Genomic DNA, 22,329 nt, shown 5'->3' on the forward strand with positions numbered 1-22,329 from the left:
ATGACCAATAACTAACTAAGGACTATTGACTCATGACTGATATTGCAGTGATTGGTGCCGGAATTGCCGGTTTAGTCTGTGCCCAGCAGTTAAGTCAAGCTGGATATTCGGTGGTAGTGGTGGAAAAGTCGCGTGGTTTAGGAGGAAGACTAGCTACACGCCGCTTGCATGGAACTTTGGCGGATCATGGGGCTTGTTACCTGAAGCCAAAGGGTGAATTATTAGAACGTTTTGTGGAGATATTGCGCGATCGCCATATCCTGGAAGTTTGGACAGATGAGGTTTACGAACTCACAACAGGTGTTCCTTTATCTGAACCGAAAAACCGCAGTCCGCGTTATGTTGCACCTGCGGGAATGAGTGCGATCGCTAAATCTCTCGCCCCAGGTTTAGAAATATTACTGAATCAGCGTGTCATCGCTATTACCCCAACTCCCGAAAATAGCTGGCGTTTGACTCTCGAATCTAGTAATGAAGAATTAACTGCAAAAGCTATAGTCGTCGCTATTCCTGCACCCCAAGCTGTGATGTTATTGGAACCTTTGGGTGAAAGTGTATTGGATGCAGCCTTTCTTGATAACTTGCGTTCTGTAGAATTTTATCCTTCAATTAGTGCGATCGCGGGATATCCTTCTACATCCCAACCCCTGCCTCAGTGGAAAGCCCTAACTTTTGTGGATGATGCTGATTTAGCATGGATTGGTTTGGACAGTAGCAAGCGTCCTAACCCTCAACAACCACATTTTGTGGTGCAAAGTAGCGCTGATTTTGCCCAACGTCATCTAGAATCACAGGATTTACAACCTGCCGGAGAGTATATGTTGCAACGAGCAGCTGAATCTCTGTCCCTTCCTTGGCTGAATACTCCTGAATGGATGCAAGTACATCGTTGGCGTTATGCCTTTCCTAGCCGTCCTTGGCACGAAGCTTTTTTGTCTACCGGAACTCCCTCACCTTTAGTTTGCTGTGGTGATTGGTGTGGCGGCAATCTTGTCGAAGGTGCGATGCTTTCTGGATTAGCTGCGGCTGATGAAATTAATCATCAGTTGCGTCATTTACCTTTCGACAATGTGAACTTTTTAAACGTTTTTGCCCGATCATTTCATCTGTCGCTAGACTGATCCTGCACTATGTGAGTCGCTATTTTTCTGACTGACTAAATCAAAGTGCAACAAATAAGTTTTTTAGATGAAATAGCAAATTTTCCTGCGAACCTAAAAAGTGATGCCAATTACCCAAAAAGCTTAACTTCATGAAAAACTTGTTCCTAATTCAGGTTGTTTTATTGCTGTTAATCTTGATCCCCTAGCCTTTATGCTGCGTTTTATGTAGATTTCTGCTAAAAAAGCAGAAATTTGAAATAATTAGGATTATAAATATAAAATGTCGGTAAATTACCAGCTTATTGGGCGCTGTTTTAATAAGTCATGCTGTGAGACAGTATAAACTTTAACTAAAATAAGCAAAGCCAAATGTCTGAGATTGTACCAAGATAAGAGGCTAGTTTCGGGGTTGATTGCATCTGCAAGTTGAATTATTTTTAACTGATTGTCATCACGACGTTGCCATCTAAAAAAGTTATTCTCTCCACCAAGCATTGACTTGATTAAAAAAGGAGTTTAAAAACCATGAAAACGGTAGTCAATTTAACACAACAATCAATAGTGGGAGAAATTGAAAGTATTTTGAATACATATCCATCCCATCCATATCAACAAGCCTTTGCGATTCCTGATTTACGCCAAGAGCTAATTACTTTCGTCCTCAACCGCATTCCCTCCTTTTACAGCGTCATGTCTGATGAACAGATTCCAGCGGAGGCTGAACAAGGAAGCTTGGCTTATTACAAGTTGCCTCGTAAACCCTTAGAACAGCAACTACATTTACAGAATTTGATTCACCAAGGCATTTGTTTAATCGTTCAAGAAAAGTCAGATTGGATTAGCCATCGTGTTTGTGAAACAGTTCAACCAGCTTGTGAACCCTCTCACTGGTTTGGTTAATAGTTCTAACTAGATTTGGCTTTCTGCTGAGATATCATAACGCCCGCAGTGAATTTTGAATTTTTGAGCTAATCCCATAGCCTTTAGTCGTGGGATTAGCTCAATATTTTTTTAAGTAGATTCCTCTTGAGGTGTAAACTTTGACAATTACTAAGTTCAAAGGATATTCCCAGGATATGAGAAAAATAACTGCTCTAATGCTAAGTATTTCCGTGACTGTTGGGGTAGGGGCATTAACACCCAAAGTCACTAATGCCCAATTGTTTTACCCACCCGCAAGCGATCGCCATTCATTAATGGTAATCGGTCAAGGGGTTGTGAGAGTGCCAGCAGATACAGCGGATATTGAGTTGGTATTCAGTAGTGGAAGTAGCAATGATGAGTTACAAACGCAACCATCATCTCTACCAGAAACCCGCCGCCTATCCTCACCCTCCGGGTTCGGCAGTCCCTCTTTGTTGGAACAACAAGACCGGGCTGCCTCACCAACTCTGCTGTTTAATTACAAAACAGCAGCAGAACCTTTACCAAACAAAAAATCCCCAACGAAAGCAACTCTTCAGCCTGTAGTGGATAGCTTAGTTGCTAAAGGCATTAGGGCTGATAAAATTCAAGTGCAAATTAACCCTAATGCCAGTGAAAATAACGCCAAGATATTGGTGAGACTGGAAAAACCAACACGCGATCGCGTCCAGGAAATTGTTGCTACAGCGAACAAGTCCACAAGCCAAATTGAAAACCTTTCTGTCAAGAGTGTGGGTGTTGAGTACGCAGTAAATGACTGTCAGGCTTTGCAGAGTTCAGTTTATCAATCAGCGATGAAAGATGCCCAAAGCCGCGCTCAGGCTTTAGCAACTGCGATGGAAGTTAAACTTAGTACACCTTCTGTCGCCGAGCCATTTTACACATTATTTTATCCCTCATGTAGTTCTAAAACTGGAGTTCCTTTACCGTCGTTTGCTAGTTTTTTATTATCACCAGCTTATAATCCAGATGCCCCAGCAGAAGTTGAAATGAAAAAGGATATTTTTGTGACGTATACAACGAAATAAACATTTATATTTAGTGCGATCGCACTTTGATTTAGTCCAAATTGGAAGTGCGATCGCTTAACTATTTTCTTCTGAGTCTAATCAATAAGGATACGTGCAGACTCACTTCTAATTTACTTCATATTGCTATTACTGATTTATTCACGTAATCAAATAAAAATCCATATAATACAAATGGTAATAATAAAACTTGGTTATAAACGTATTAGTAAACATTGCATACACTTGGAATCTGTAGCTAATGCAAAAAAAAATTATCTAGTGTGGTGGTTTATTAAGCAGTTGCTTAGTGTTTTATTAATAATTATTTTTACAGTATTTCCACTTAATCAGCTAATTGCCCAATCCCATAATGCTAATTCTAAAAATATGGTGTCTATATCAGACATAGCACGTAACCTTCGTAACTTAAACTTCATATCGGAAGAAACGTACCAGCAGATACAGTTTTCAATGACAGAAGGTGAAATACCTAGCCGTTCGATGTTGCTCGATGAACTTGCACAGGAGGCAAGAAAGCGCCGACTTAGCCCTGATTTTCCTAAGTTATTTAGAGTTGCTATTGTATTTGAACCCCCCACTGAGTTAACTGAGGAAATGCGCTTAGAACTACTCCAATTGTTGCATGATCTCAAACAGTCGGGAGTTATTACCGAACGTGTTTATCAACGGCTAGAAACAGAGGTTAAAGCTAGTTATATCAAAATGGATATCGATTTATTTCAGCAAGCTGAAAATCAAATGAGGGTTTATGAGAATTTACAACTGAAGGATTTAGAACCTCACCTTAAAACCTTGCGTTCTAGTAGTATATTGTCTGCTGATGGTTATACCAAACTAATACAAGATATCCAAGCAGAAAATATTGCTAGTAATATTCAGTTATTTAAGTATTTTAATAATGCAGTAATTTTTGACTTCAAAGATTACTCTAAAAAATTATATGAGTACTTACCAACAATTTATCAATGCATTGTTAGTATGCTGCATCAATCAGGCATAGCAAACATTAAAATTGATAGCTTTTCTATTGATGAGCCAATGATGTTTTCAATATATACAAATAGGAGAAAATATCAATATAATTTATATCCAGTTATCAAAAACGAATTTTCTATACCTATCGCTGATAGAAGAGAATTTTTTTTCTTATTTAATAAAATACTGCGGGATATGGGTTCGTCGTATCGACTTTATGATATAGGAGTTGTTAGTGACCAACTAATAGGTTTATCAGCGCTAGAAAATAGTAATACTTTTGGATTTATTGCACTTACAAACAAGCAATTTAAATTATTTTTAAAGAAATCATATATTTTTAATCTAAATAGTTTTAACGAACAAGAGAAAGAATTAACAACAAACCGGATAGAAGAAGTTATTGTATTTTTAGGTAAAATTGGATTATTGAATCACTTAACACCTCAACAAATAAATGTAAATAAAGAGAACATTAGACAAAGTTATATTACTAACTACTATCAATTATTGCAAGTTTTTGATACCTTTGTTCCTACTATTGATTTGGAAGCCAATTCTAGCGAAGATAGTTATAAGCGGCTTATCCATAAATTTGCAAATGTTTCACGAGGTAATTTTGCTCCAACTGATATTTTATTTGAATGGAAAAATAACCAAACTGCTGAAGTTTCTTTTAAAGTTAATGGCAAAACATATAGTACAAAGCTTGAGTCTAAAGATGATTTTATCGATGTTCGCAGGCTATTTAGTTTAATCCTACAAGTAGTTGATAAAACTGTGCCTAATGGCGGCAGATTTTACCCACTTTATAATGGACATAATTATATCACTGGGTACATTTTTTTAACCAACGAACAGCGACGATTGCTCGAATTTGAAAGATTGGTTGTATTTTCTTCACCAACTAACTGAAAAAAGGGAAATTGAGGTTACTCATTTGAAGTTCTGGTATATGTAAACTAAGGGTGATTGCGCTGACTTCGACCACGCAATCACCTTTCACGGTTGTACCTACTTTAAACCTTTACTGGTAAAGCTTTTGAGTGATTAGATAAATTTGATTTCTTAATTTTTTTCTTAATTACATCCAACTTCATACATATATAATTAATACTATTTAGGTATTAATTCCACAAGACTTACGCAACTGGCACAGTTTGATCGTTAATTAGTAGTACATACGTGTTCATAATCAAAATAAAATATTCATTAGAGTTTAGATTAAATTGCTGATTTCAAACTCCAGTCATGAAAAAACTCCAGAAATGTTTGTGACAAATCTGGAGTCAGGAAAGATACGCATTTACCTATACCAAATTTTCGCCCTGAGAAAATCCTACGTCATCCGGGTATACACTCAAATGTAGATAAAAGTGTTTGAGGATTCTCGTTAGCACTCCTTCTCTGTGGGAAGTAACGCAAAACAGCCCCAGATAAGCTGAGGCTGTTTTGCGAGAGTTGTTTGGTAGAAGGGGTACATCAATAAGTGATGCCCGTGTTAAATATAGATAATTCAGTATGCATCCTTATTCAGCCATGTTTTGGCATATCAGGATGATTGGGAAAATTTTTATGGCTTTTTCCAAAAAGAAACTCCAGATGCACTTAAGGCATTCTGGAGCAGTAACAGGTTTCTAACATCAATCAATTTTTACCTATGCGATCGCCCGATGTCGTTAGGGTATATACTCAAATGTGTTTTATGCCTACTCATCCGCAAATAGACCAGCAAATTACCTTCCTTTCTACCTATAACCTCAATGCATCTACAGAATTCTACGAACAAAAACTAGGTTTGGAGTTATGGCTTGACCAAGGAACCTGCCGAATTTATACTATTAGTGGTTCTGGATACTTAGGATTTTGTCAAGCAAGCGAAAAATCAACTCCTCCAACGAACAAACACTCAAGTGTCATTTTTACTCTAGTAACACAGCAGGTGGATGAATGGTTTGAATATCTCAAAGAACGTGGCGTCGAATTTGAAAAGCCACCGACACTAAATGAAAAATACAACATTTACCATTGCTTTTTCCGCGATCCTGATGGTTATTTGATTGAAATTCAACGTTTTGAGACTAACGACAACAAAAAAGACATAACCAAATAAGTTATGTCTAGACATTTAATGTACAGGGCAGGATTTTTACAGACTAGAACTTTTTGATTTGCTAGGGTACATGATACCGACTAATGCTGTATGAACATTATCGATAGGAATATACCTTTTCTTCCATAGATTTATCGGGATAAAATGCGTAATTTATGCTGCCACTGGAAAATATTTACATCTCTTTATAATTGGCGCTTAGTTGTAGCCAGCACTAGCATTGTTGTTGAATTTTTTATAATGTTTGCTTCAGTTGTAATAATAAGTAGACCTCTTGCAAAAGTCCCTAACACCCCACCCCAACCCCTCCCCGCTCTTCGGGAGGGGAGACAAAGCCTAGCTTTGGCGGGGTGGGGTTCTTTCTTAGTTTTTGATTTATGCAAGAGGTCTAGTATTTAACACGGACTTTAAATTGCATAACAGAAACTAGAATAAAATACATAGTCGCCAGTATATTATGTTTTTAACAAGAATAGTTTTTCAAGTATCTCTTTGCTAATTATGCTACTTTTATAATGCTTGTTTTTAAGCTAAAAAATATTGAACATATCGGTTCAATAAATATTTTATTAGGGTGACTACATGATAAACGAAAAAATAAAATGGTTCCGCACAGTATTACAACCGAAAGGTTCAGTAATGAAAGCAATTTTCAAACATATTTTATGGTGTGGAGCTTTCGGATTTTTAATTTCTCTGCTTCACCATTTTGAAAAACCTGTATCCCAGCCCATTTTAGTAAATGTGATTCCTAGTATTGTTTTAGGTTTGTTACTTGTCTTTCGTACAAATACTGCTTATGAGCGATTTTGGGAAGGGAGAAAATGCTGGGGTTCTATAGTAAATAACGTCCGAAATTTAGCTCGGCAAATTTGGGTATCAGTTGATGAAATTTCACCAGAAGATAAAGACAATAAAATCACGGCATTAAACTTATTGGTAGCCTTTGCTGTAACAACTAAACTACATTTGCGAGGAGAAGCTGTTAATAGCGAGTTAAAAGACTTAATGCCATCTACTAAGTACATAAAACTGAAGATTATGAATAATCCTCCTATAGAGGTTGCCTTTTGGATAGGAGATTATTTACAGCAACAGTACGATCGCAATTGTCTGAATAGCTATCAACTAACATCAATGCAAGAATTATTGAATAGTCTTGTGGATAATTTAGGTGCTTGCGAACGTATTTTAAAAACGCCTATGCCGCTTGCTTATGCTATTCATTTGAAGCAATTACTGATACTATATTGCTTTTTGCTACCATTTCAACTAGTAGACAGTCTCGGTTGGTGGACAGGTTTAGTTTCTGCTTTGGTTGGGTTCACTTTGTTTGGCATTGAAGCGATTGGCTTAGAGATAGAAAACCCCTTTGGTTATGACGCTAATGATTTACCATTAGATGCAATTTGTGAAACAATGAAGCGTAATATTGACGATTTAATTACTTTGACTCCCAATGCGCGATCGCATCAGCAAGATAGTATAACCAATTGAAAAAGCTGAGAATAATGAAATAAGAAACCCCAGTGGCAATCCACTCGGTTTATGCATGATATAGATTCCGCAAAAATGCTGTATCTGTACCCATGATTGCCCATAAACCACATCTAAAAAAGAGGTGTGATCGCTAAGTCTGGTTTGGCGAACTATAAACCTCTCCTAATATCCTTTCACAACCGCCGAATCGCCATCTCTAAACCTTCACATACACGAGTCAGAAAATCTAAATCCAAAGTAGCGATCGCATCACTAGCTTTGTGATAATGTGGATTTCGCAAGAATGCCGTATCTGTCACCATCATTGCCGGATAACCCAAATCCCAGAATGGTGCGTGATCGCTAAGTCTGGTTTGGGGAACTATTAAACCTCGATTTGGCACGGGTAGCCATTGACTAGATACGCCAGCTTTGCGAATATTACGGCTCATCCCAATTAAGTCAGGCAATGTCCGCAAGTTGCCAATTAAAGCAATAAAATCACCTGTATCTGGATAGAAGCGTTCCAGAGGAGGGGGGTAACTTTGGGAACCAGGTGTAGAATCCTTATAGCCCAGCATCTCTAAGGAGATCATTAAGCGTAGCTGTTGCTTTTGTTGATGTAACAGGGCTGCATAGTCAGCACTACCCAGTAAGCCGTATTCTTCCATATCGAAAGCAACCAGCCTTAAAGGATATCTGACAGCTTGGGCAGCGAATTTTCTCGCTAATTCCAGCAAGACTGCCACACCTGTAGCATTATCATCAGCCGCAACTGTTCCCGGAACCCCATCATAATGAGCGCCAATTAAAATTGGTAGTAAATCCTTTTTTTGCTTTTTAGCTTGGGATGGTAAATTTAATATCAAGTTATTGCAAGTTTTACCTCTGACTTCAAAGGTGTGGATTTCCACACTCCCCCATTGGGAAAATTCCTGGCGGATGTATTCTTGGACAAAAAAGTGCCCAGCCGTTGCCATGTAAGGATCGCGTTCTCGCGCGATCGCACTCAGGGAAGTCTGTAATCGCTCTGTTAAATTCAAATCTTTTAAGTAGTAGCAATAATATGAGAATTTTCAGGCACTCAAAAAAGCAGAGCAAGCGTTATTAAGGTTAACTTACCAATTTGCAGATAACTAAAACAGAAGTAGGCGGATATCAAGAATTGAGGCTGCTTGGGCACACCAACCGTCTCAATGCTATCCTAGTCTTGCAACTATCTCCTCTAGCTGCACTTCTTAGCTTACTGCTTTAATGATGAGTATTATACATTGAGGTATTTTTATCTTGTAGCACAAAGCTAGAGGTAGTTCCGCCCAATCATAATAAATATATAAGACACTTTAGGAGAAAAGTAACGCATGGGCAAGGTAGTCGGCATCGACTTGGGTACAACCAACTCAGTAGTCGCCGTTATGGAGGGTGGCAAGCCGGTGGTGATTGCCAATGCAGAAGGAATGCGAACAACCCCCTCCGTAGTTGGCTTCAGCAAAGAAGGTGAAAGAGTAGTTGGGCAAATGGCACGGCGACAAACCGTCCTCAATCCCCAAAATACCTTTTTTGCAGTTAAACGCTTCATTGGGCGGAAGTATGGTGAACTGAATGCAGATTCTAAGCGTGTGCCCTACACGATCCGCAAAGACGAAGTAGGTAATATTAAAATTGCCTGTCCTCGGATGAATAAAGATTTTGCCCCAGAAGAAATTTCGGCAATGGTGCTGAAGAAATTGGCAGACGATGCTAGTCGCTATTTGGGTGAACCAGTTACCGGGGCAGTGATTACAGTACCCGCCTATTTTAATGATTCTCAACGGCAGGCAACCCGCGATGCTGGCAGAATTGCCGGTTTAGAAGTGCTGCGGATTCTGAATGAACCGACGGCGGCATCTTTGGCTTATGGATTGGATCGGGGTGACACGGAAACGATCTTAGTCTTTGACTTGGGTGGTGGCACTTTTGACGTGTCGATTTTAGAAGTTGGTGACGGGATATTTGAAGTCAAAGCCACCAGTGGAGATACACAACTTGGTGGGAATGACTTTGACAAAATAATCGTAGATTGGTTAGCAGAGCAATTTCTGGAAACAGAAGAGGTAGACTTAAGACGCGATCGCCAAGCTTTGCAACGTCTGATGGAAGCGGCGGAAAAGGCTAAAATTGAGCTTTCTGCTGTCAGCGTCACCGATATTAACTTACCCTTCATCACCGCTACAGAAGATGGCCCCAAGCATCTGGAAACTAGTCTGACTCGTTCCCAGTTTGAAGGTTTGTGCGGTGATTTGGTGGGACGCTTAAGGACACCAGTGAAACGCGCCCTCAAAGATGCTGGACTTTCACCTAGAGACATTGAAGAAGTTGTGTTAGTTGGCGGTTCTACACGGATGCCAATGGTGAAGCAGCTAGTACGGGATTTGATTGGTACAGAACCTAACGAAAATGTCAATCCCGATGAAGTCGTGGGAGTAGGTGCAGCAATTCAAGCCGGAATTCTCGCAGGCGAACTTAAAGATGTGCTGCTTTTGGATGTTACACCCCTTTCTATGGGATTGGAAACCATCGGCGGCGTGATGAAAAAACTCATTCCCCGCAATACCACTATTCCAGTTCGCCGTTCTGACATTTTTTCCACGTCTGAAAATAACCAGAATACTGTGGAAATTCACGTAGTTCAGGGTGAACGGGAAATGGCCGCAAACAACAAGTCCTTAGGACGGTTCAAGCTGTATGGCATCCCACCAGCGCCACGAGGAATTCCTCAAGTTCAGGTGTCATTTGATATTGATGCTAATGGGATTTTACAGGTAACAGCCTTAGATAGAACCACTGGGCGAGAACAGAGTATTACCATTCAAGGCGCTTCCACTTTGAACGAGTCGGAAGTGAATCGGATGATTCAAGACGCGCAAAAATATGCCGATGTCGATCGCGAACGTAAAGAGAGAGTAGAAAAACGGACTCGTTCTGAGGCGTTGATTTTCCAAGCAGAAAGACAACTCCGAGAAGTAGCGCTGGAATTTGGTATGCAGTTTGCCCGAAACCGCCGCCAAAGAATTGATAATATTTGCCGACAACTAAAGGAGAGTCTGAAGGAAAATAGCGATCGCGGTATCGATCAAGCCTACGCCGACTTGCAAGATGCTCTCTATGAGCTAAATCGCGAAGTCCGCGAGACTTATGCTGAAGATGAAGATGACGACTTGTTTGGTACTATCCGTGACATCTTTACTGGCGGCGATAAGGAACGAGAACGCGAATCTCCCAGAGATACATACCGAGAACGTGACTCATACAGCCAAGGCTATGGCAAAGATTACGGCAAAGACTATGGCAGAGACTATAACCGGGATAATCGTTCTTCCTCTTATGAAAGCCGTCCTCCACGCAAATCTCGTCCTAGCTACCAAGATAACTGGGATGACGAAGAAGACAATGATTGGTTGTAAGAAAAGTTAGAAGTTAGGAGTGAGGAGTTAAAAATTAAATCTTTCAACTCATAACTCATAACTCCTAACTCATAACTCCTAACTCATCATTAATCTAAAATCTAAAATTTAAACAACTAACTATGCAAAATTTGCCGAACTTTCGCGATTACTACGAGATTTTAGGAGTATCTAAAGATGCCTCTGGTGAGGAAATTAAAAAGGTTTATCGGCGGTTAGCCAGGCAATATCACCCCGATCTCAATCCGGGTAATAAAGAATCTGAGGAAAAATTTAAGGATATCGGCGAGGCTTATGAAGTTCTTTCAGATCCAGCCAAGCGATCGCAGTACGACCAGTTTAGCCGCTACTGGAAGCAAAAAGGCTTTGCAGGCAACAAACAAGCGCCAAAGGCGAAAACTTGGCAAAGTAGTGCTAGCGATCGCAACGGCAATCAGGACGTAGATCCTAGTCAATTCTCCGACTTTGAAAGCTTTATTAATCAAGTTATCGGCGTTAAAAATAAGAGTGCGGCAAATAACTCCAGTAATGGCAATACTAGCGATCCGTTTCGTTCCCCTAGAACAAAAGTTGCCTACACCGTTAACACCCCACCTCGCACAACCCGGCGAGATATAGAAGCCAGATTGACTCTACCATTAGAAAAGGCTTATCAAGGTGGTAATGAGCGTATTCGTTTGGAAGATGGGCGATCGCTAGAAGTTAATATGCCTCCAGGGATGGTAACAGGTCAAACTATTCGTTTGCGCAACCAAGGCGTTGGTGGTGGCGATTTATACTTAAAAATTACCGTTGAACCTCATCCATTATTTAAGCTAGAAGGTTTAAATATCGTCTGCCAAGTACCTGTTACTCCCAGCGAGGCAGTTTTAGGAGGACAGGTAGAAGCACCTACTCTTGATGGCCCTGTGAAAATGACCACCCCTCCCGGCGTTAGGTCTGGTCAAAAATTTCGACTAGGTAATAAAGGTTATCCTAACGATGACGGTAAACGTGGCGATCAATTAGTAGAAATTCAAATAGTTACACCGAAAAATATTAGTCAAGAAGAACGGGAGCTTTACGAAAAGTTACGGCAAATTGAAACCTTTAAACCCCGTGCTGATTTAATACGTTAGGAATGAGGTTGTGTATCTATATTTAATACCTAGAAAATTAAATTGTCAGGTATGTTATTGCTTAGAGTAGGGCACAGAGAATAGCAACTTAATTCTCTTGCCCCATACCCCATGCCCAATTACTGATATCCCTTCCAAGGAGTGACTTCGAGCTTGCCGTTAGGCTTGAATATCACTTGGAAGTGAGCTAGAGGTTCTTTGTCATTGGGAGCAGCTACATTAGAACCATAGATGGCGTTAAACATCTTAGGAAGAGGTGTTTCTCGGAAATAATCAAAGGCGACTTGATTAAGTGGTTCATAGTCAGCGATTACACCATCTTTGTTGACTGCTACCCGATATTTCAAATCTCGCGTAAAGGTGGGAGTGCCACTCCAGGTTTGACGAACTGTATCATAAAGCTTTTTATTTAAACCTTTAGTGATATTAGAGTCAGTAATTTTTGCACCAACTACCTCTGGTGTCTTAGCATATCCTCGCCAAGGGCTAACTTGCAGCACACCATTTGTAGTAAACACTATTCGGAATTGGGCTATCGGTTCATTAGAAATGGGAGCGCGGTTAGCAGGATTGTAAAGTAGGTTAGGTAGAGGAGTTTGCCCGACTCCTTGATTGGCCTCTTTATTCACCGCTTTATAACCAACGATCGCTCCATCCGCAGCTACACCCAAACGATAGATCAAATCCTGTTGCAATCCTGAACGCTTAGTCCAAGCTGGATGAACTTGGTTATACACTTGACGATTCAATGCACGCAGCTGGGATGGATCGGTAATTTCTGGAACTGTATTTAAAAGTGCTTCTAAATCTTTAACTACTGGCTTTTCATTAGCTGTTGTGGGTGTCGCTGTCGGTGTTGCAGCCTCGATGGGTGTTGCAGCCGCTGATACTGGAGGATTAAGGCTCTTTGTTGTAGAGCTAGTTTGCTCATCTGGCTTAGGCTGCGGTGGACGAATTTGGGGAGGTGGAATCAAGTTAAATGCGATCGCTGCTACTGCTAAACTTGATACTCCCACAGCCGCAGGAACAGCCTGCCTAATTACAGCCTGACTAGCACCGCCATAGCGTCTAGTAACTGGTTGTAGTTCTAAGGATAATTCTGGTAAAGTCTGGCTATCAGCAAAAAACTGATCCACTGCTTCTACTAAATCAAACAACTGCACCGTATTCAAATCTATTTCAATCGGCGGACGTTTAGAATTATTAGAGTGATCGAACCCCTCTGGAGCATTCTCTGAATGTATGATTAACCTGTGGCGGTTGCCGTCAATTTTTTGAAACTCTACTAGCTCCGATTCCTGGTTGTGTGCTTGCGGATTGGGCACAGTACTCAGAAATTCTTGGGCGTAACCACTAACAGCCCTTACCAAACTTTCAAAAAATTCTCGCCCTCCAGTTAGGGGTTGATTGTAACCAGATAAATAGCATTCTGCATTTACCAATATTGATAATTCTGGGCGCATTTCCTGGAACTGTGCAGCTCTAGTGACATCACTTAACCCTTCTAAAAGAAGAGTACAATTAGGTAGACTATACTTACGTTGAATATTCATTCCACTTCACCGTCAAAAAGACTAATCCAGAACCGCTGCATTCCAGCAGTACCAGTACAAAATAGTAATTGTCCTAACAAATTTATTGCTAACGCATCTAATTTTTCATCAGAAGTTAATGCTAGTACACCAGAACGTCGAGCATTCATCCGGCTTTTAAAATGCGCTCTAAACCGCTCTAGGTAATTAGATAGCCGCAAATTCTGTTCTAATGGAATTTGTTTTTCTTCCATTTGTTGGCATATCATTAATAACTGGCGGATGACAACAGTTAAACGCCGTGCTATATAGCAAGCAATGACCACCAAAGCTTTTGCTTCCATAATAGTTAAGGGACGGCGCATATGCGCTCTTCGTAGCGGGTTAGAGCTACGCATCCGCCATAAATTCACCCTGTCTTTAACAATTCCTTTAAGATCCAACTCTTGAGCAAAAGCCAGAATTGCTTCCGAACCACCAAGTTCTAAAGCTTCAATTGCCAGTAAAATCAGGTCAATTTGCAGCCTAGTTCTACGAGGACAGGTTTTGGAAGCGATCGCAGGATCTGGTAAAGTGTCCAGAATCATCGGCAGTGAGTCTTGGGTTGGACTGTTGAACGGCGTTAAACTTGCTGAAACATTCATTCTATAAATACCTTGTGCGCTTCCAACAGACTAGATAAAACAAATTTAAGATCGGTAGCCAAGACTTGAGCCTTAGACTTGTGGCAGTAGCATGACTACCTGATATATACATTACTTAACTCTTTCTACTCAAAGTTTTCCCTATATTGAAATCAAAATTTTAAAACATAACTAAATTCACCCCATTTATTAGTGAAATACCTTTTATAGCTTGGTTTAGATTCTAATTATCGTCAATAAATGGCGAAACTTCAGCCTCGACCCCCAGCGTATGACATTATAGTGTACGATTTTTCAGGTATCTGAAATTAGGGATTGGAGATTGGAGACTGGAGACTGGGATAGTTATGAATTTAAATTAATAACTCCTCACTCCTCACTCCTAACTTTCCCCATTCCCCATTCCCTACTCCTTTATTCCCCATTTTATGGATTTAAAGTCTCTCGTTCGTGACATTCCAGATTTCCCGAAACCCGGAATTTTATTTCGGGATATTACTACATTACTGCGCGATCCAGAGGGACTGCGCTATACTATTGACTTTTTAACACAAAAATGCCATGAAGCTGGAATAACAGTTGATTATGTCATTGGTATAGAGTCGAGGGGATTCATTTTTGGTTCACCTCTGGCTTATAAATTAGGAGCTGGTTTTATTCCCATCCGTAAAAAAGGGAAGTTACCAGCAGCCGTTCACTCAATTGAATATGAATTAGAGTATGGTACAGACTGCCTAGAAGTGCATCAAGACGCTTTACACCAAGGTAGCCGAGTTTTGATTGTGGACGATTTGATTGCCACAGGTGGAACTGCGAGTGCCACAGCAAAGTTGGTGCAGAAGATTGGCTGCGAACTAGTAGGATTTGGGTTTATTATCGAGCTACGGGATTTACAAGGACGTACACATTTACCGGACGTGCCGATTATCTCTTTAATTGAATATTAGTCATTAGTCATTGGTCATTGGTCAATAGAAAAACAACTGGCAAAGGACAAATGACAAATGACAAAGGACAAATGACAAAGGACAAAATATAAATGACATCTACGAAAATTTCCTTGGAGACAGGTCGGGATTGGCTAATCGGGCTAGTCACGAGCGAAACTTTTGTTTATGTGGCAAAGCGGCTATTGCAGGCACTGCTAACTTTGTTGTTAGCCTCAGCGTTGTCGTTTTTCATCATTCAACTCGCTCCCGGTGATTATGTAGATACGCTGCGGCAAAATCCGAAGATATCCCCAGAAAGAATTGAGGAAATCAAACGGCAGTTTGGTCTAGATAAGTCTTGGCCAGAGCAATTTGGGCTGTGGCTATGGCGAATCTTGACCAAAGGGGATTTTGGCACGAGTTTTATTTATCAACGTTCAGTGGCATCGCTGTTGTGGGAACGAGTACCAGCGACTTTGCTATTAGCGATCGCATCTTTAATTGTCACATGGGCGATCGCCATCCCTCTAGGGATCTTTGCTGCTGTTAAACAAAATAAGCCAGCAGACCGGATTTTACAGGTGATTAGTTACGCTGGACAAGGCTTTCCCAGTTTCATCACTGCCTTAGCGCTGCTAGTTTTAGCCCAAATCACCTCGCCGCTGTTCCCAGTAGGTAGCATGACTAGCATCAATCACTCAGAACTGTCGTGGTTTGGCAGAATCTTAGATATCGGCTGGCACATGATTTTACCCACCATCGCACTCTCAATTACTAGTTTTGCTGGTTTGCAACGCATCACTCGTGGCGAATTATTGGATGTTCTGCGTCAAGACTACATCCAAACGGCTCGTGCCAAAGGTTTGCCAGAAAACCGCGTCATTTACGTTCATGCACTCCGCAACGCTATAAATCCCCTAATTACCTTATTGGGTTTTGAATTAGCTGGTTTATTAAATGGTGCCTTCATCGCCGAATTTTTCTTTAACTGGCCTGGTTTAGGGAGATTAGCTTTACAGGCTTTACAAGCTCAAGATTTATATTTATTAATGGCAAGCTTGATAATGGGCGCAGTACTGCTGATTGTTGGCAATTTAATCGCCGACTTGATGCTTAAAGCAGCCGATCCACGCATTCGCCTAGAAAATCTAAATTAGCAGCAATTCTAAATTCCAAAAATCAAAACTTATTGGGCGTTTTCCAGACTCCTGCCAACTATCAAACAACAAGTAGGTAAATAGGTAGGATGTGCGTGTCGTTGAAGAAAGTCTTCCCGATTCCTCATACCGTATTGAATTTGCCTACTCTTAGTGTCAAGCTATTTCTGCAAACTGCAAAATTGTGAATTGCTCTTCAACTGGCTATTTTACCAAGATTCACACTTACTTCTTGCTCTGGCATATTTGAGAGTTTTTCTAAGCGGGCGGCGGGAATCGAACCCGCATTAATAGCTTGGAAGGCTATAGTTTTACCACTAAACTACGCCCGCAAATTTCCAACCCTATAAACTTAACACGGTTTCTGTAAAAATTCAAGCATTCAGTTGGAATTTGCGGGTTGCATTTTGATCCTGACATACAAATTGCTCAAGTCTGGTTTTGTGCCATCGTTATTGTGGGCAGCAAGAAAGGTTTCTGTTTTGAAAACTTCGCTCAGGGCTTGCTCGTATGTACTTTTTTCACTTTTCAGTTTTGCTGGTTCTATTTCTAGAACTACAGCCTGTTGAAAGTTGCCATTCCGATCAATTATCAAGCTAGCCAAGAGTTGTGCTGGCTCAAGTTCCGAATTGGGGACAAGAAAACTTGGGTCTAATTGTTTTGTGTTGCTTCCCTTGTATAAAGCGATAACGTCAGGTAAAGCATCTTGTCGGAATCCTTTTGATTGTATCAAGCTAATCACTTCATCTCTAGATAAGGGAGCTACTATTGCTACCGATGCTCCTCCAGTCGAAGTTGCTGGGGTTTCTCTAGTTGAAGTTGCGGGAGTTTCTCTAGTCGAAGTTGCTGGAGTTTCTCTAGTCGAAGTTGCTGGAGTTTCCCTAGTCGAAGTTGCTGGAGTTTCCCTAGTCGAAGTTGCTGGAGTTTCTCTATTTTCAGGTTCTGAAACTGGTCGATTTGATGGAATACCTGTTGGTAGTTGCGTTCCCTTTCCCAGTTTAATTTCTTGACGACGCTTCCAAGGTAAATTACCGACTGGAACTGTAGGTGTCGGTGTGGCTTTAGCTATAGGTGTCGGTGTGGCTTTAGGTGTCGCTGTGGCTTTAGCTATAGGCTTCGGTGTGACTTTAGGTGTCGGTGTAGGTGTCGGTGTGGCTTTAGCTATAGGCTTCGGTGTTGGCGTGGGGACTATCTGCTGTCTAGAAGGTTCGCTATTATTAGGTTGAGAGGCGTAAATTCGGCTCTTTTTCTGGAGATTCTCAGGAGAATTTATTGCGCCAAAATCTTCATTTCTAGGCGTAGTTCGTGCTGTTTGTGATGAACGTGCTGGTACAGACTTTTGAGTAGAGGATAGTGGCTTTGACGAAACTATTTTGGCTGTTGATTTTGTTTTAGGAGCAATTTCTATCAATTCGATGGGAACAGCAGATTGATTTTGCTGGGGAAACCACAGACTAAATGCATTAGATGAGCGCATCAGCCAGAACACTAGCAAGTGCAGAGAGACTGAACTGACAACGACAAAAATCCACAAACCTGGTGGATCGGTGTGTCGTCTCCAGACCTTAGTTGGAATTGGAGTTTTGTCTGCAACCGATGGTGTCATATTATATAAACTGGATATGATTATGCACTTTTACTCATTGGTAATGCTTTAAAATACCAGTCTAAATTTTAGCGATTAACCATTACCTCTGGCGAAACAGCGAAAGTCAAAACTGTTTCGTCTACTCCTTTAAGTTCTAGCGGACTCCCTTTAGTAATTTCTCCTTCCTGCAAATAATCTGCCACGGCAGCAGAAACCAGGATCGTACCGGGAAGAGCGGCAGCTTGCAACCTTGCAGCAATATTTACACTTGGGCCAATAGCAGTATAATCGGCACGTTCAGCGCTACCAAACATCCCCACAACAGCAGTACCTTGGTGAATACCGCACCGAAACTGTACGCTAGTAAGTCTGTCGCCATCAAATACGCCTTGATCTCGCCAGCGCTGGTTCAAGTCAGCCAATGAACGGTGCATTGCTCTTGCTGTATTAATGGCACGACGCACTTGTTCATTGGGTGTTAGTTCTTCCGGCGCTCCATATAAAGCTAAGATAGCATCTCCCATAAATTTATCTACAGTGCCGCCATTGCCAAATACAACCTTGGTCATGGCTTCTAAATATTCATTTAGCAACTCTGCGACTCGTCGGGATCTGAGAGTATTTGATAGTTGTGTAAAACCCACAATGTCACTAAATAAAACTGTAATTAAGCGTGGTTCTGGGCGCAAATCTAACGTTAAATCTCCGGTTGCGGCTTTTTGCACCAATACAGCCGGTAAAAAGCGCTTTAGCACCGATTCTGTTAGATAAGTGTTTAACTCCACAATTCGCCGTTCATTTTCTTTCAACGCTAAAAGATTCCGAACTTCTGCCAAAAGTTCCCGATCGTTGAATGGTTTTGCTAAATAAGCGTCCGCGCCATGTTCTGTACCTTCGATGCGGGTTTCCTCATCTACTTTCGCTGTCAGCAGAATGATTGGTGTTCCTTTCAATGTCTCCTCATTGCGGATCATCTTAATCATCTCAAGTCCGCTCACTAACGGCATCATTAAGTCAGTCACAATCAAGCTGGGTAGAATTTCCTTCGCTTTACTGTGCCCTTCATGACCGTTACGAGCTGTCTGTACATGATAGCCATTACGGCGGAAAATTTCAGATACATAGGTTCGTAAATCGGGGTTGTCATCTACAACTAAAATTGAGTGCTGAGTCTTATGTGCTGAGTCTTGAGTATCAACACTGGGGGAGAGGTTTATTGTAATATCTTCAATATTGTCTGTTGTTGACTCTACTAGTTCTAAATCAGCTAATTCTACGCTAGCGCGGCTTGTATTCAGTTCGGTAGGCGTTTCTAGTACTTGCTGTGCAGGTAAATGAGCATTTCCAGTCACTAGCCATAAACTAAAAGTAGTACCTTCACCATAAACTGATTCCACGGTAACTTGACCACCATGTAATTCTACTAATTCTTTAACTAAAGCTAAACCCAAACCACTGCCTTCATAGGAGCGGTTGGCTGAACCTTCAGCTTGGCGAAAGCGCTCAAATAGGTGGGGAATTTGTTCTTTCACAATACCAATTCCAGTATCTTGCACTTGTAATATGCAGCGATCGCGCTCAGATTTTAGTCTGACACCGATCGTGCCACCTTCGGGAGTAAACTTCATGGCATTTGACAAGAGGTTATAAACCACCTTGTCAAATTTTTCCATGTCTAAGTACACCGTCGAACATTCATCTAGCTGGGTGACGAGATGCAGTCTCTTTTTCTCGCAGTAGGGACGAAAAGATTCCACTATTTGGCTGACAAATTCGACTAAATCGCAGGGATGGAAGCTAGGCTGCATTCTCCCCGCATTCAGGCGTTGTAAATCCAGGAGTTGATTTACCAGTCGCAGCAGGCGGCGGGAGTTACGCAGGGCGATCGCACATTGGGAGTAAGATAATCCCTCACCAGCCGCCACCGCCGACTCTAAAGGCCCTTGAATCAAGGTAATCGGTGTGCGAAACTCATGGGAAATATTTTGGAAAAATTCAGTTTTTTGTTTGTCTAATTCCAGTAAGCGTTCAGCTTGTTGGCGAGTTTTTTGATACAAGTGTGACTGCTGGACAGCGATCGCGGCTTGCGCTGCTACTGCTTTCGCCAAATCGATATCAGATGGCAACCATTGGCGTACTTTTTTACCTTCATGCAAGGTAATACTACCGATACATTTACCATCAGCCAATAATGGTACAAACATTAGCGATCGCGCTGGCATTTTTAAAGGCAAATCAAAACCCCGCACATCTGAGGGAGAATGGCTCACATTACCAATCACCACAGGTTCATGTGTCTGTAGCATTTGTTGGAGGATGGGATTTTCCTGGATCGATGCTTGAGAATAGGGTAATCTCTGGTTTGGTAGGTGATGATTGCTACTTGAATTATTGTCTGGGGCTGGCGCTCTTAAATTTTCTAGATGTTGAAAACTGTCATACAAGGCCACACACTCAACAAACTCATCTTCCTCAGTCCACAAAGACAAGACGCAGCCATCAACTTGTAAAGCTTGTCCCAATTGTTGGGTAATTGCCGCAAAAATATCTTGAGGATCTAAGCTAGAGCGAATTGCGCTAGTAATCGTATTAATCAAGCTCTCTCGCTTGGCAAGGGCACGTACTTGTTCGTAAGCATAAGCTTGAGACAAAGCTAAGGCTGCCTGATCCGCTACCATCAAAACTAACTGCACCTCATCATCGCCCCAGAAGCGAGGAACAGAACACTGGTGCAGCGCTAGCACCGCCATCAGTTCTTGTTGGCAGATCAATGGCACAACTAAACTAGAACAAATGTTAGCAGCAGCAAAAGCTTGCCCACGCTCACGCAGTTCAGGAGTATTACCGTGAATACGCTCATCATCGATCGCATCGTGAATTACCTGAACTTCGCGGGTTTCCCACACTGTCTGAGCCAAAAGAGGCAGAGGAGTTGCAGAGGATATAGCGGGAAGAGAGGAAAGACTTACTGCTACTTCCGCTCCGATCTCCTGCACCTCTGCTTCTTCAGAAAGAGGCTTCTGATAGATAAACCCTTTATCCGCCAACTGCTCATCTTGGAAGGGACGTAGCAGACAAACATCCACCTCCAACATGTGACCCACTGTGTCTACAATTGCTTGCAAAATTTGTCTGTAGTCTAAAGCACTGCGAATCGTATTGGTAACGGTATTCAGCAGCGATTCTTGACGGAGTGTGCGAGTAAGTTCGCGGGTTCTAGCTTTGAGGACATTGTGGGTATCCAAAGCTTGGCGTACCACCGCTTTTAGTTCCTCCGCTTCCCACGGTTTAGTGACATATTTAAATACCTTACCAGCGTTAATTGCTTCCACCAAGTCTTCGACATCGGTGTAGCCAGTTAAAATAATCCGGATAATATCTGGATATTGAGTTGCTGTTAGGCTCAAAAATTCTGTACCGCTCATCATCGGCATCCGCTGATCGGAGATGATCACCGCAATCTCTCCCTCTTGAGCCAGCAGATCGAGGGCCGCAGGGCCAGAGGTTGCCCTTAGCACCTTATAATCACGATAGAAAGTGCGGTAAAGCAAGTCAAGGTTGTCTGGTTCATCATCGACAACCAAAATTTTAGGCTTACTGTTTGCTTGGGATTTCATGCACCGCTTTCCTGCTGCAACGGCAGTCGGATAAAGAATAATCTGATCAGGTAAGTATTTTTCTGAGTCAGGTAAGAGCAGAGCATTTCGACCAATAGGGCTGTTTGGCTACATGACTGCTGAGTGTAGGAGCGTTTGCTCACAGAAATTCGTCTCAATTGCTTGTGCCGATTACCGTTTGCGTTGGTGCAGTGTAATTGCTTTCATTGTCAGTTTTAGTGTTACAGAGTCGACGCTTACTTGCCAAATCTTTTTTCACCTCCTGTGAGCAATGTCTGATAATACATACAGCGCTCATAGCCAGCTGAAAAATCCAGATAAAGCTGCATACTAAGTTTTCCCTCCACAGCTGTTGTAATAACACTTGCAGGTAAATTTTATTTATGGTAGTCATGGTAGAGTCAGTGAAATTAGAACAATAAGATTTAAAGCCAAAGTATACTATTAGACAAATACCTCTTTCTAATTTAGCAATCAGAACTATCATTAAGACAAGTGGTAGTGCTTGAGGAGTTAGAGATTAGGGATTAGGGAACCTTACAGATTCTTGTCCCAGTACCTGTACAGCCTATTTAAATGACTTAGTAGCAAAGTAGTATCAGTGTAGCGGTAACTGCAAAAAACAAGTTCAGTAGTGTAACCAAGGGTGGTTTTAAACTAGAGTTTGCCAATAGTG

General features: G+C 41.4%; 15 protein-coding genes and 1 tRNA gene. 10 read left to right on the plus strand and 6 right to left on the minus strand.

Annotation, left to right across the window (positions count from 1 at the left end; all coding sequences use genetic code 11):
• Window positions 1–32: 32 nt before the first annotated feature.
• The 6 genes from V7K61_RS08550 to V7K61_RS08575 all read left to right on the plus strand — a co-directional run bounded on the left by V7K61_RS08550 (window position 33) and on the right by V7K61_RS08575 (window position 7,643).
• Entirely contained in the window at window positions 33–1,121 is a 1,089-nt protein-coding gene (locus V7K61_RS08550) for an NAD(P)/FAD-dependent oxidoreductase (protein WP_335052702.1), read from the plus strand.
• 507 nt (window positions 1,122–1,628) lie between these two features.
• Complete coding sequence (locus V7K61_RS08555; RefSeq protein ID WP_334900225.1) at window positions 1,629–2,003, plus strand: hypothetical protein; 375 nt, start codon at window positions 1,629–1,631, stop codon at window positions 2,001–2,003.
• Between the two features lie 197 nt (window positions 2,004–2,200).
• Window positions 2,201–3,055 (plus strand): SIMPL domain-containing protein, encoded by an 855-nt coding sequence (locus tag V7K61_RS08560; RefSeq protein ID WP_335052704.1) that lies wholly within the window; start codon window positions 2,201–2,203, stop codon window positions 3,053–3,055.
• A gap of 225 nt (window positions 3,056–3,280) precedes the next feature.
• Complete coding sequence (locus V7K61_RS08565) at window positions 3,281–4,948, plus strand: hypothetical protein (RefSeq protein ID WP_335052706.1); 1,668 nt, start codon at window positions 3,281–3,283, stop codon at window positions 4,946–4,948.
• A gap of 790 nt (window positions 4,949–5,738) precedes the next feature.
• Window positions 5,739–6,146: a VOC family protein gene (locus V7K61_RS08570; RefSeq protein WP_335052709.1), complete on the plus strand. Its 408-nt coding sequence runs from the start codon at window positions 5,739–5,741 to the stop codon at window positions 6,144–6,146.
• 582 nt (window positions 6,147–6,728) lie between these two features.
• Complete coding sequence (locus tag V7K61_RS08575) at window positions 6,729–7,643, plus strand: bestrophin family protein (protein ID WP_335052711.1); 915 nt, start codon at window positions 6,729–6,731, stop codon at window positions 7,641–7,643.
• A gap of 176 nt (window positions 7,644–7,819) precedes the next feature.
• Here the strand turns inward: V7K61_RS08575 and V7K61_RS08580 are convergent, their stop codons facing one another.
• Window positions 7,820–8,668: a M28 family peptidase gene (locus tag V7K61_RS08580; protein WP_335052713.1), complete on the minus strand. Its 849-nt coding sequence runs from the start codon at window positions 8,666–8,668 to the stop codon at window positions 7,820–7,822.
• A 318-nt stretch (window positions 8,669–8,986) separates the two neighbouring features.
• Here V7K61_RS08580 and dnaK point away from each other — a divergent pair, with 318 nt between their 5' ends.
• Window positions 8,987–11,068, plus strand: a complete 2,082-nt coding sequence (gene dnaK, locus V7K61_RS08585; RefSeq protein ID WP_335052715.1) for a molecular chaperone DnaK — start codon at window positions 8,987–8,989, stop codon at window positions 11,066–11,068.
• 122 nt (window positions 11,069–11,190) lie between these two features.
• Complete coding sequence (locus V7K61_RS08590; RefSeq protein WP_335052717.1) at window positions 11,191–12,186, plus strand: J domain-containing protein; 996 nt, start codon at window positions 11,191–11,193, stop codon at window positions 12,184–12,186.
• Window positions 12,187–12,305: 119 nt separating this feature from the next.
• Here the strand turns inward: V7K61_RS08590 and V7K61_RS08595 are convergent, their stop codons facing one another.
• Both V7K61_RS08595 and V7K61_RS08600 read right to left on the minus strand, forming a co-directional pair.
• On the minus strand, window positions 12,306–13,739 hold the full coding sequence (locus V7K61_RS08595; RefSeq protein ID WP_335052719.1) for a DUF4335 domain-containing protein: 1,434 nt from the start codon (window positions 13,737–13,739) through the stop codon (window positions 12,306–12,308).
• Complete coding sequence (locus tag V7K61_RS08600) at window positions 13,736–14,362, minus strand: DUF3038 domain-containing protein (RefSeq protein ID WP_094350233.1); 627 nt, start codon at window positions 14,360–14,362, stop codon at window positions 13,736–13,738. Before V7K61_RS08600 ends, V7K61_RS08595 begins: the two co-directional genes overlap by 4 nt.
• Before the next feature lie 428 nt (window positions 14,363–14,790).
• Here V7K61_RS08600 and V7K61_RS08605 point away from each other — a divergent pair, with 428 nt between their 5' ends.
• Together V7K61_RS08605 and V7K61_RS08610 are read left to right on the plus strand one after the other, a co-directional pair.
• Window positions 14,791–15,309, plus strand: coding sequence for an adenine phosphoribosyltransferase (locus V7K61_RS08605; RefSeq protein WP_335052721.1), 519 nt, complete (start codon window positions 14,791–14,793; stop codon window positions 15,307–15,309).
• 92 nt (window positions 15,310–15,401) lie between these two features.
• On the plus strand, window positions 15,402–16,448 hold the full coding sequence (locus V7K61_RS08610) for an ABC transporter permease (RefSeq protein ID WP_322667036.1): 1,047 nt from the start codon (window positions 15,402–15,404) through the stop codon (window positions 16,446–16,448).
• Window positions 16,449–16,709: 261 nt separating this feature from the next.
• Here V7K61_RS08610 and V7K61_RS08615 read toward each other — a convergent pair.
• The 3 genes from V7K61_RS08615 to V7K61_RS08625 form a co-directional block, all read right to left on the minus strand.
• Window positions 16,710–16,780 (minus strand) — tRNA-Gly (locus V7K61_RS08615).
• Window positions 16,781–16,830: 50 nt separating this feature from the next.
• Window positions 16,831–18,054, minus strand: coding sequence for a hypothetical protein (locus tag V7K61_RS08620; protein ID WP_335052723.1), 1,224 nt, complete (start codon window positions 18,052–18,054; stop codon window positions 16,831–16,833).
• 68 nt (window positions 18,055–18,122) lie between these two features.
• Window positions 18,123–21,653 (minus strand): response regulator, encoded by a 3,531-nt coding sequence (locus V7K61_RS08625; RefSeq protein ID WP_335052725.1) that lies wholly within the window; start codon window positions 21,651–21,653, stop codon window positions 18,123–18,125.
• Window positions 21,654–22,329 lie beyond the last annotated feature (676 nt).

Origin of the sequence: Nostoc sp. (genome assembly GCF_036918015.1) — a bacterium.
GTDB lineage: Bacteria > Cyanobacteriota > Cyanobacteriia > Cyanobacteriales > Nostocaceae > Nostoc.

What these genes read in the sequence shown, in the direction of transcription:
- V7K61_RS08550 (WP_335052702.1), top strand. Translation starts at nt 33, where the DNA reads ATGACTGATATTGCAGTGATTGGTGCCGGAATTGCCGGTTTAGTCTGT.
- V7K61_RS08555 (WP_334900225.1), top strand. Translation starts at nt 1,629, where the DNA reads ATGAAAACGGTAGTCAATTTAACACAACAATCAATAGTGGGAGAAATT.
- V7K61_RS08560 (WP_335052704.1), top strand. Translation starts at nt 2,201, where the DNA reads ATGCTAAGTATTTCCGTGACTGTTGGGGTAGGGGCATTAACACCCAAA.
- V7K61_RS08570 (WP_335052709.1), top strand. Translation starts at nt 5,739, where the DNA reads ATGCCTACTCATCCGCAAATAGACCAGCAAATTACCTTCCTTTCTACC.
- V7K61_RS08575 (WP_335052711.1), top strand. Translation starts at nt 6,729, where the DNA reads ATGATAAACGAAAAAATAAAATGGTTCCGCACAGTATTACAACCGAAA.
- dnaK (WP_335052715.1), top strand. Translation starts at nt 8,987, where the DNA reads ATGGGCAAGGTAGTCGGCATCGACTTGGGTACAACCAACTCAGTAGTC.
- V7K61_RS08590 (WP_335052717.1), top strand. Translation starts at nt 11,191, where the DNA reads ATGCAAAATTTGCCGAACTTTCGCGATTACTACGAGATTTTAGGAGTA.
- V7K61_RS08595 (WP_335052719.1), bottom strand. Translation starts at nt 13,739, where the DNA reads ATGAATATTCAACGTAAGTATAGTCTACCTAATTGTACTCTTCTTTTA.
- V7K61_RS08600 (WP_094350233.1), bottom strand. Translation starts at nt 14,362, where the DNA reads ATGAATGTTTCAGCAAGTTTAACGCCGTTCAACAGTCCAACCCAAGAC.
- V7K61_RS08605 (WP_335052721.1), top strand. Translation starts at nt 14,791, where the DNA reads ATGGATTTAAAGTCTCTCGTTCGTGACATTCCAGATTTCCCGAAACCC.
- V7K61_RS08610 (WP_322667036.1), top strand. Translation starts at nt 15,402, where the DNA reads ATGACATCTACGAAAATTTCCTTGGAGACAGGTCGGGATTGGCTAATC.
- V7K61_RS08620 (WP_335052723.1), bottom strand. Translation starts at nt 18,054, where the DNA reads ATGACACCATCGGTTGCAGACAAAACTCCAATTCCAACTAAGGTCTGG.
- V7K61_RS08625 (WP_335052725.1), bottom strand. Translation starts at nt 21,653, where the DNA reads ATGAAATCCCAAGCAAACAGTAAGCCTAAAATTTTGGTTGTCGATGAT.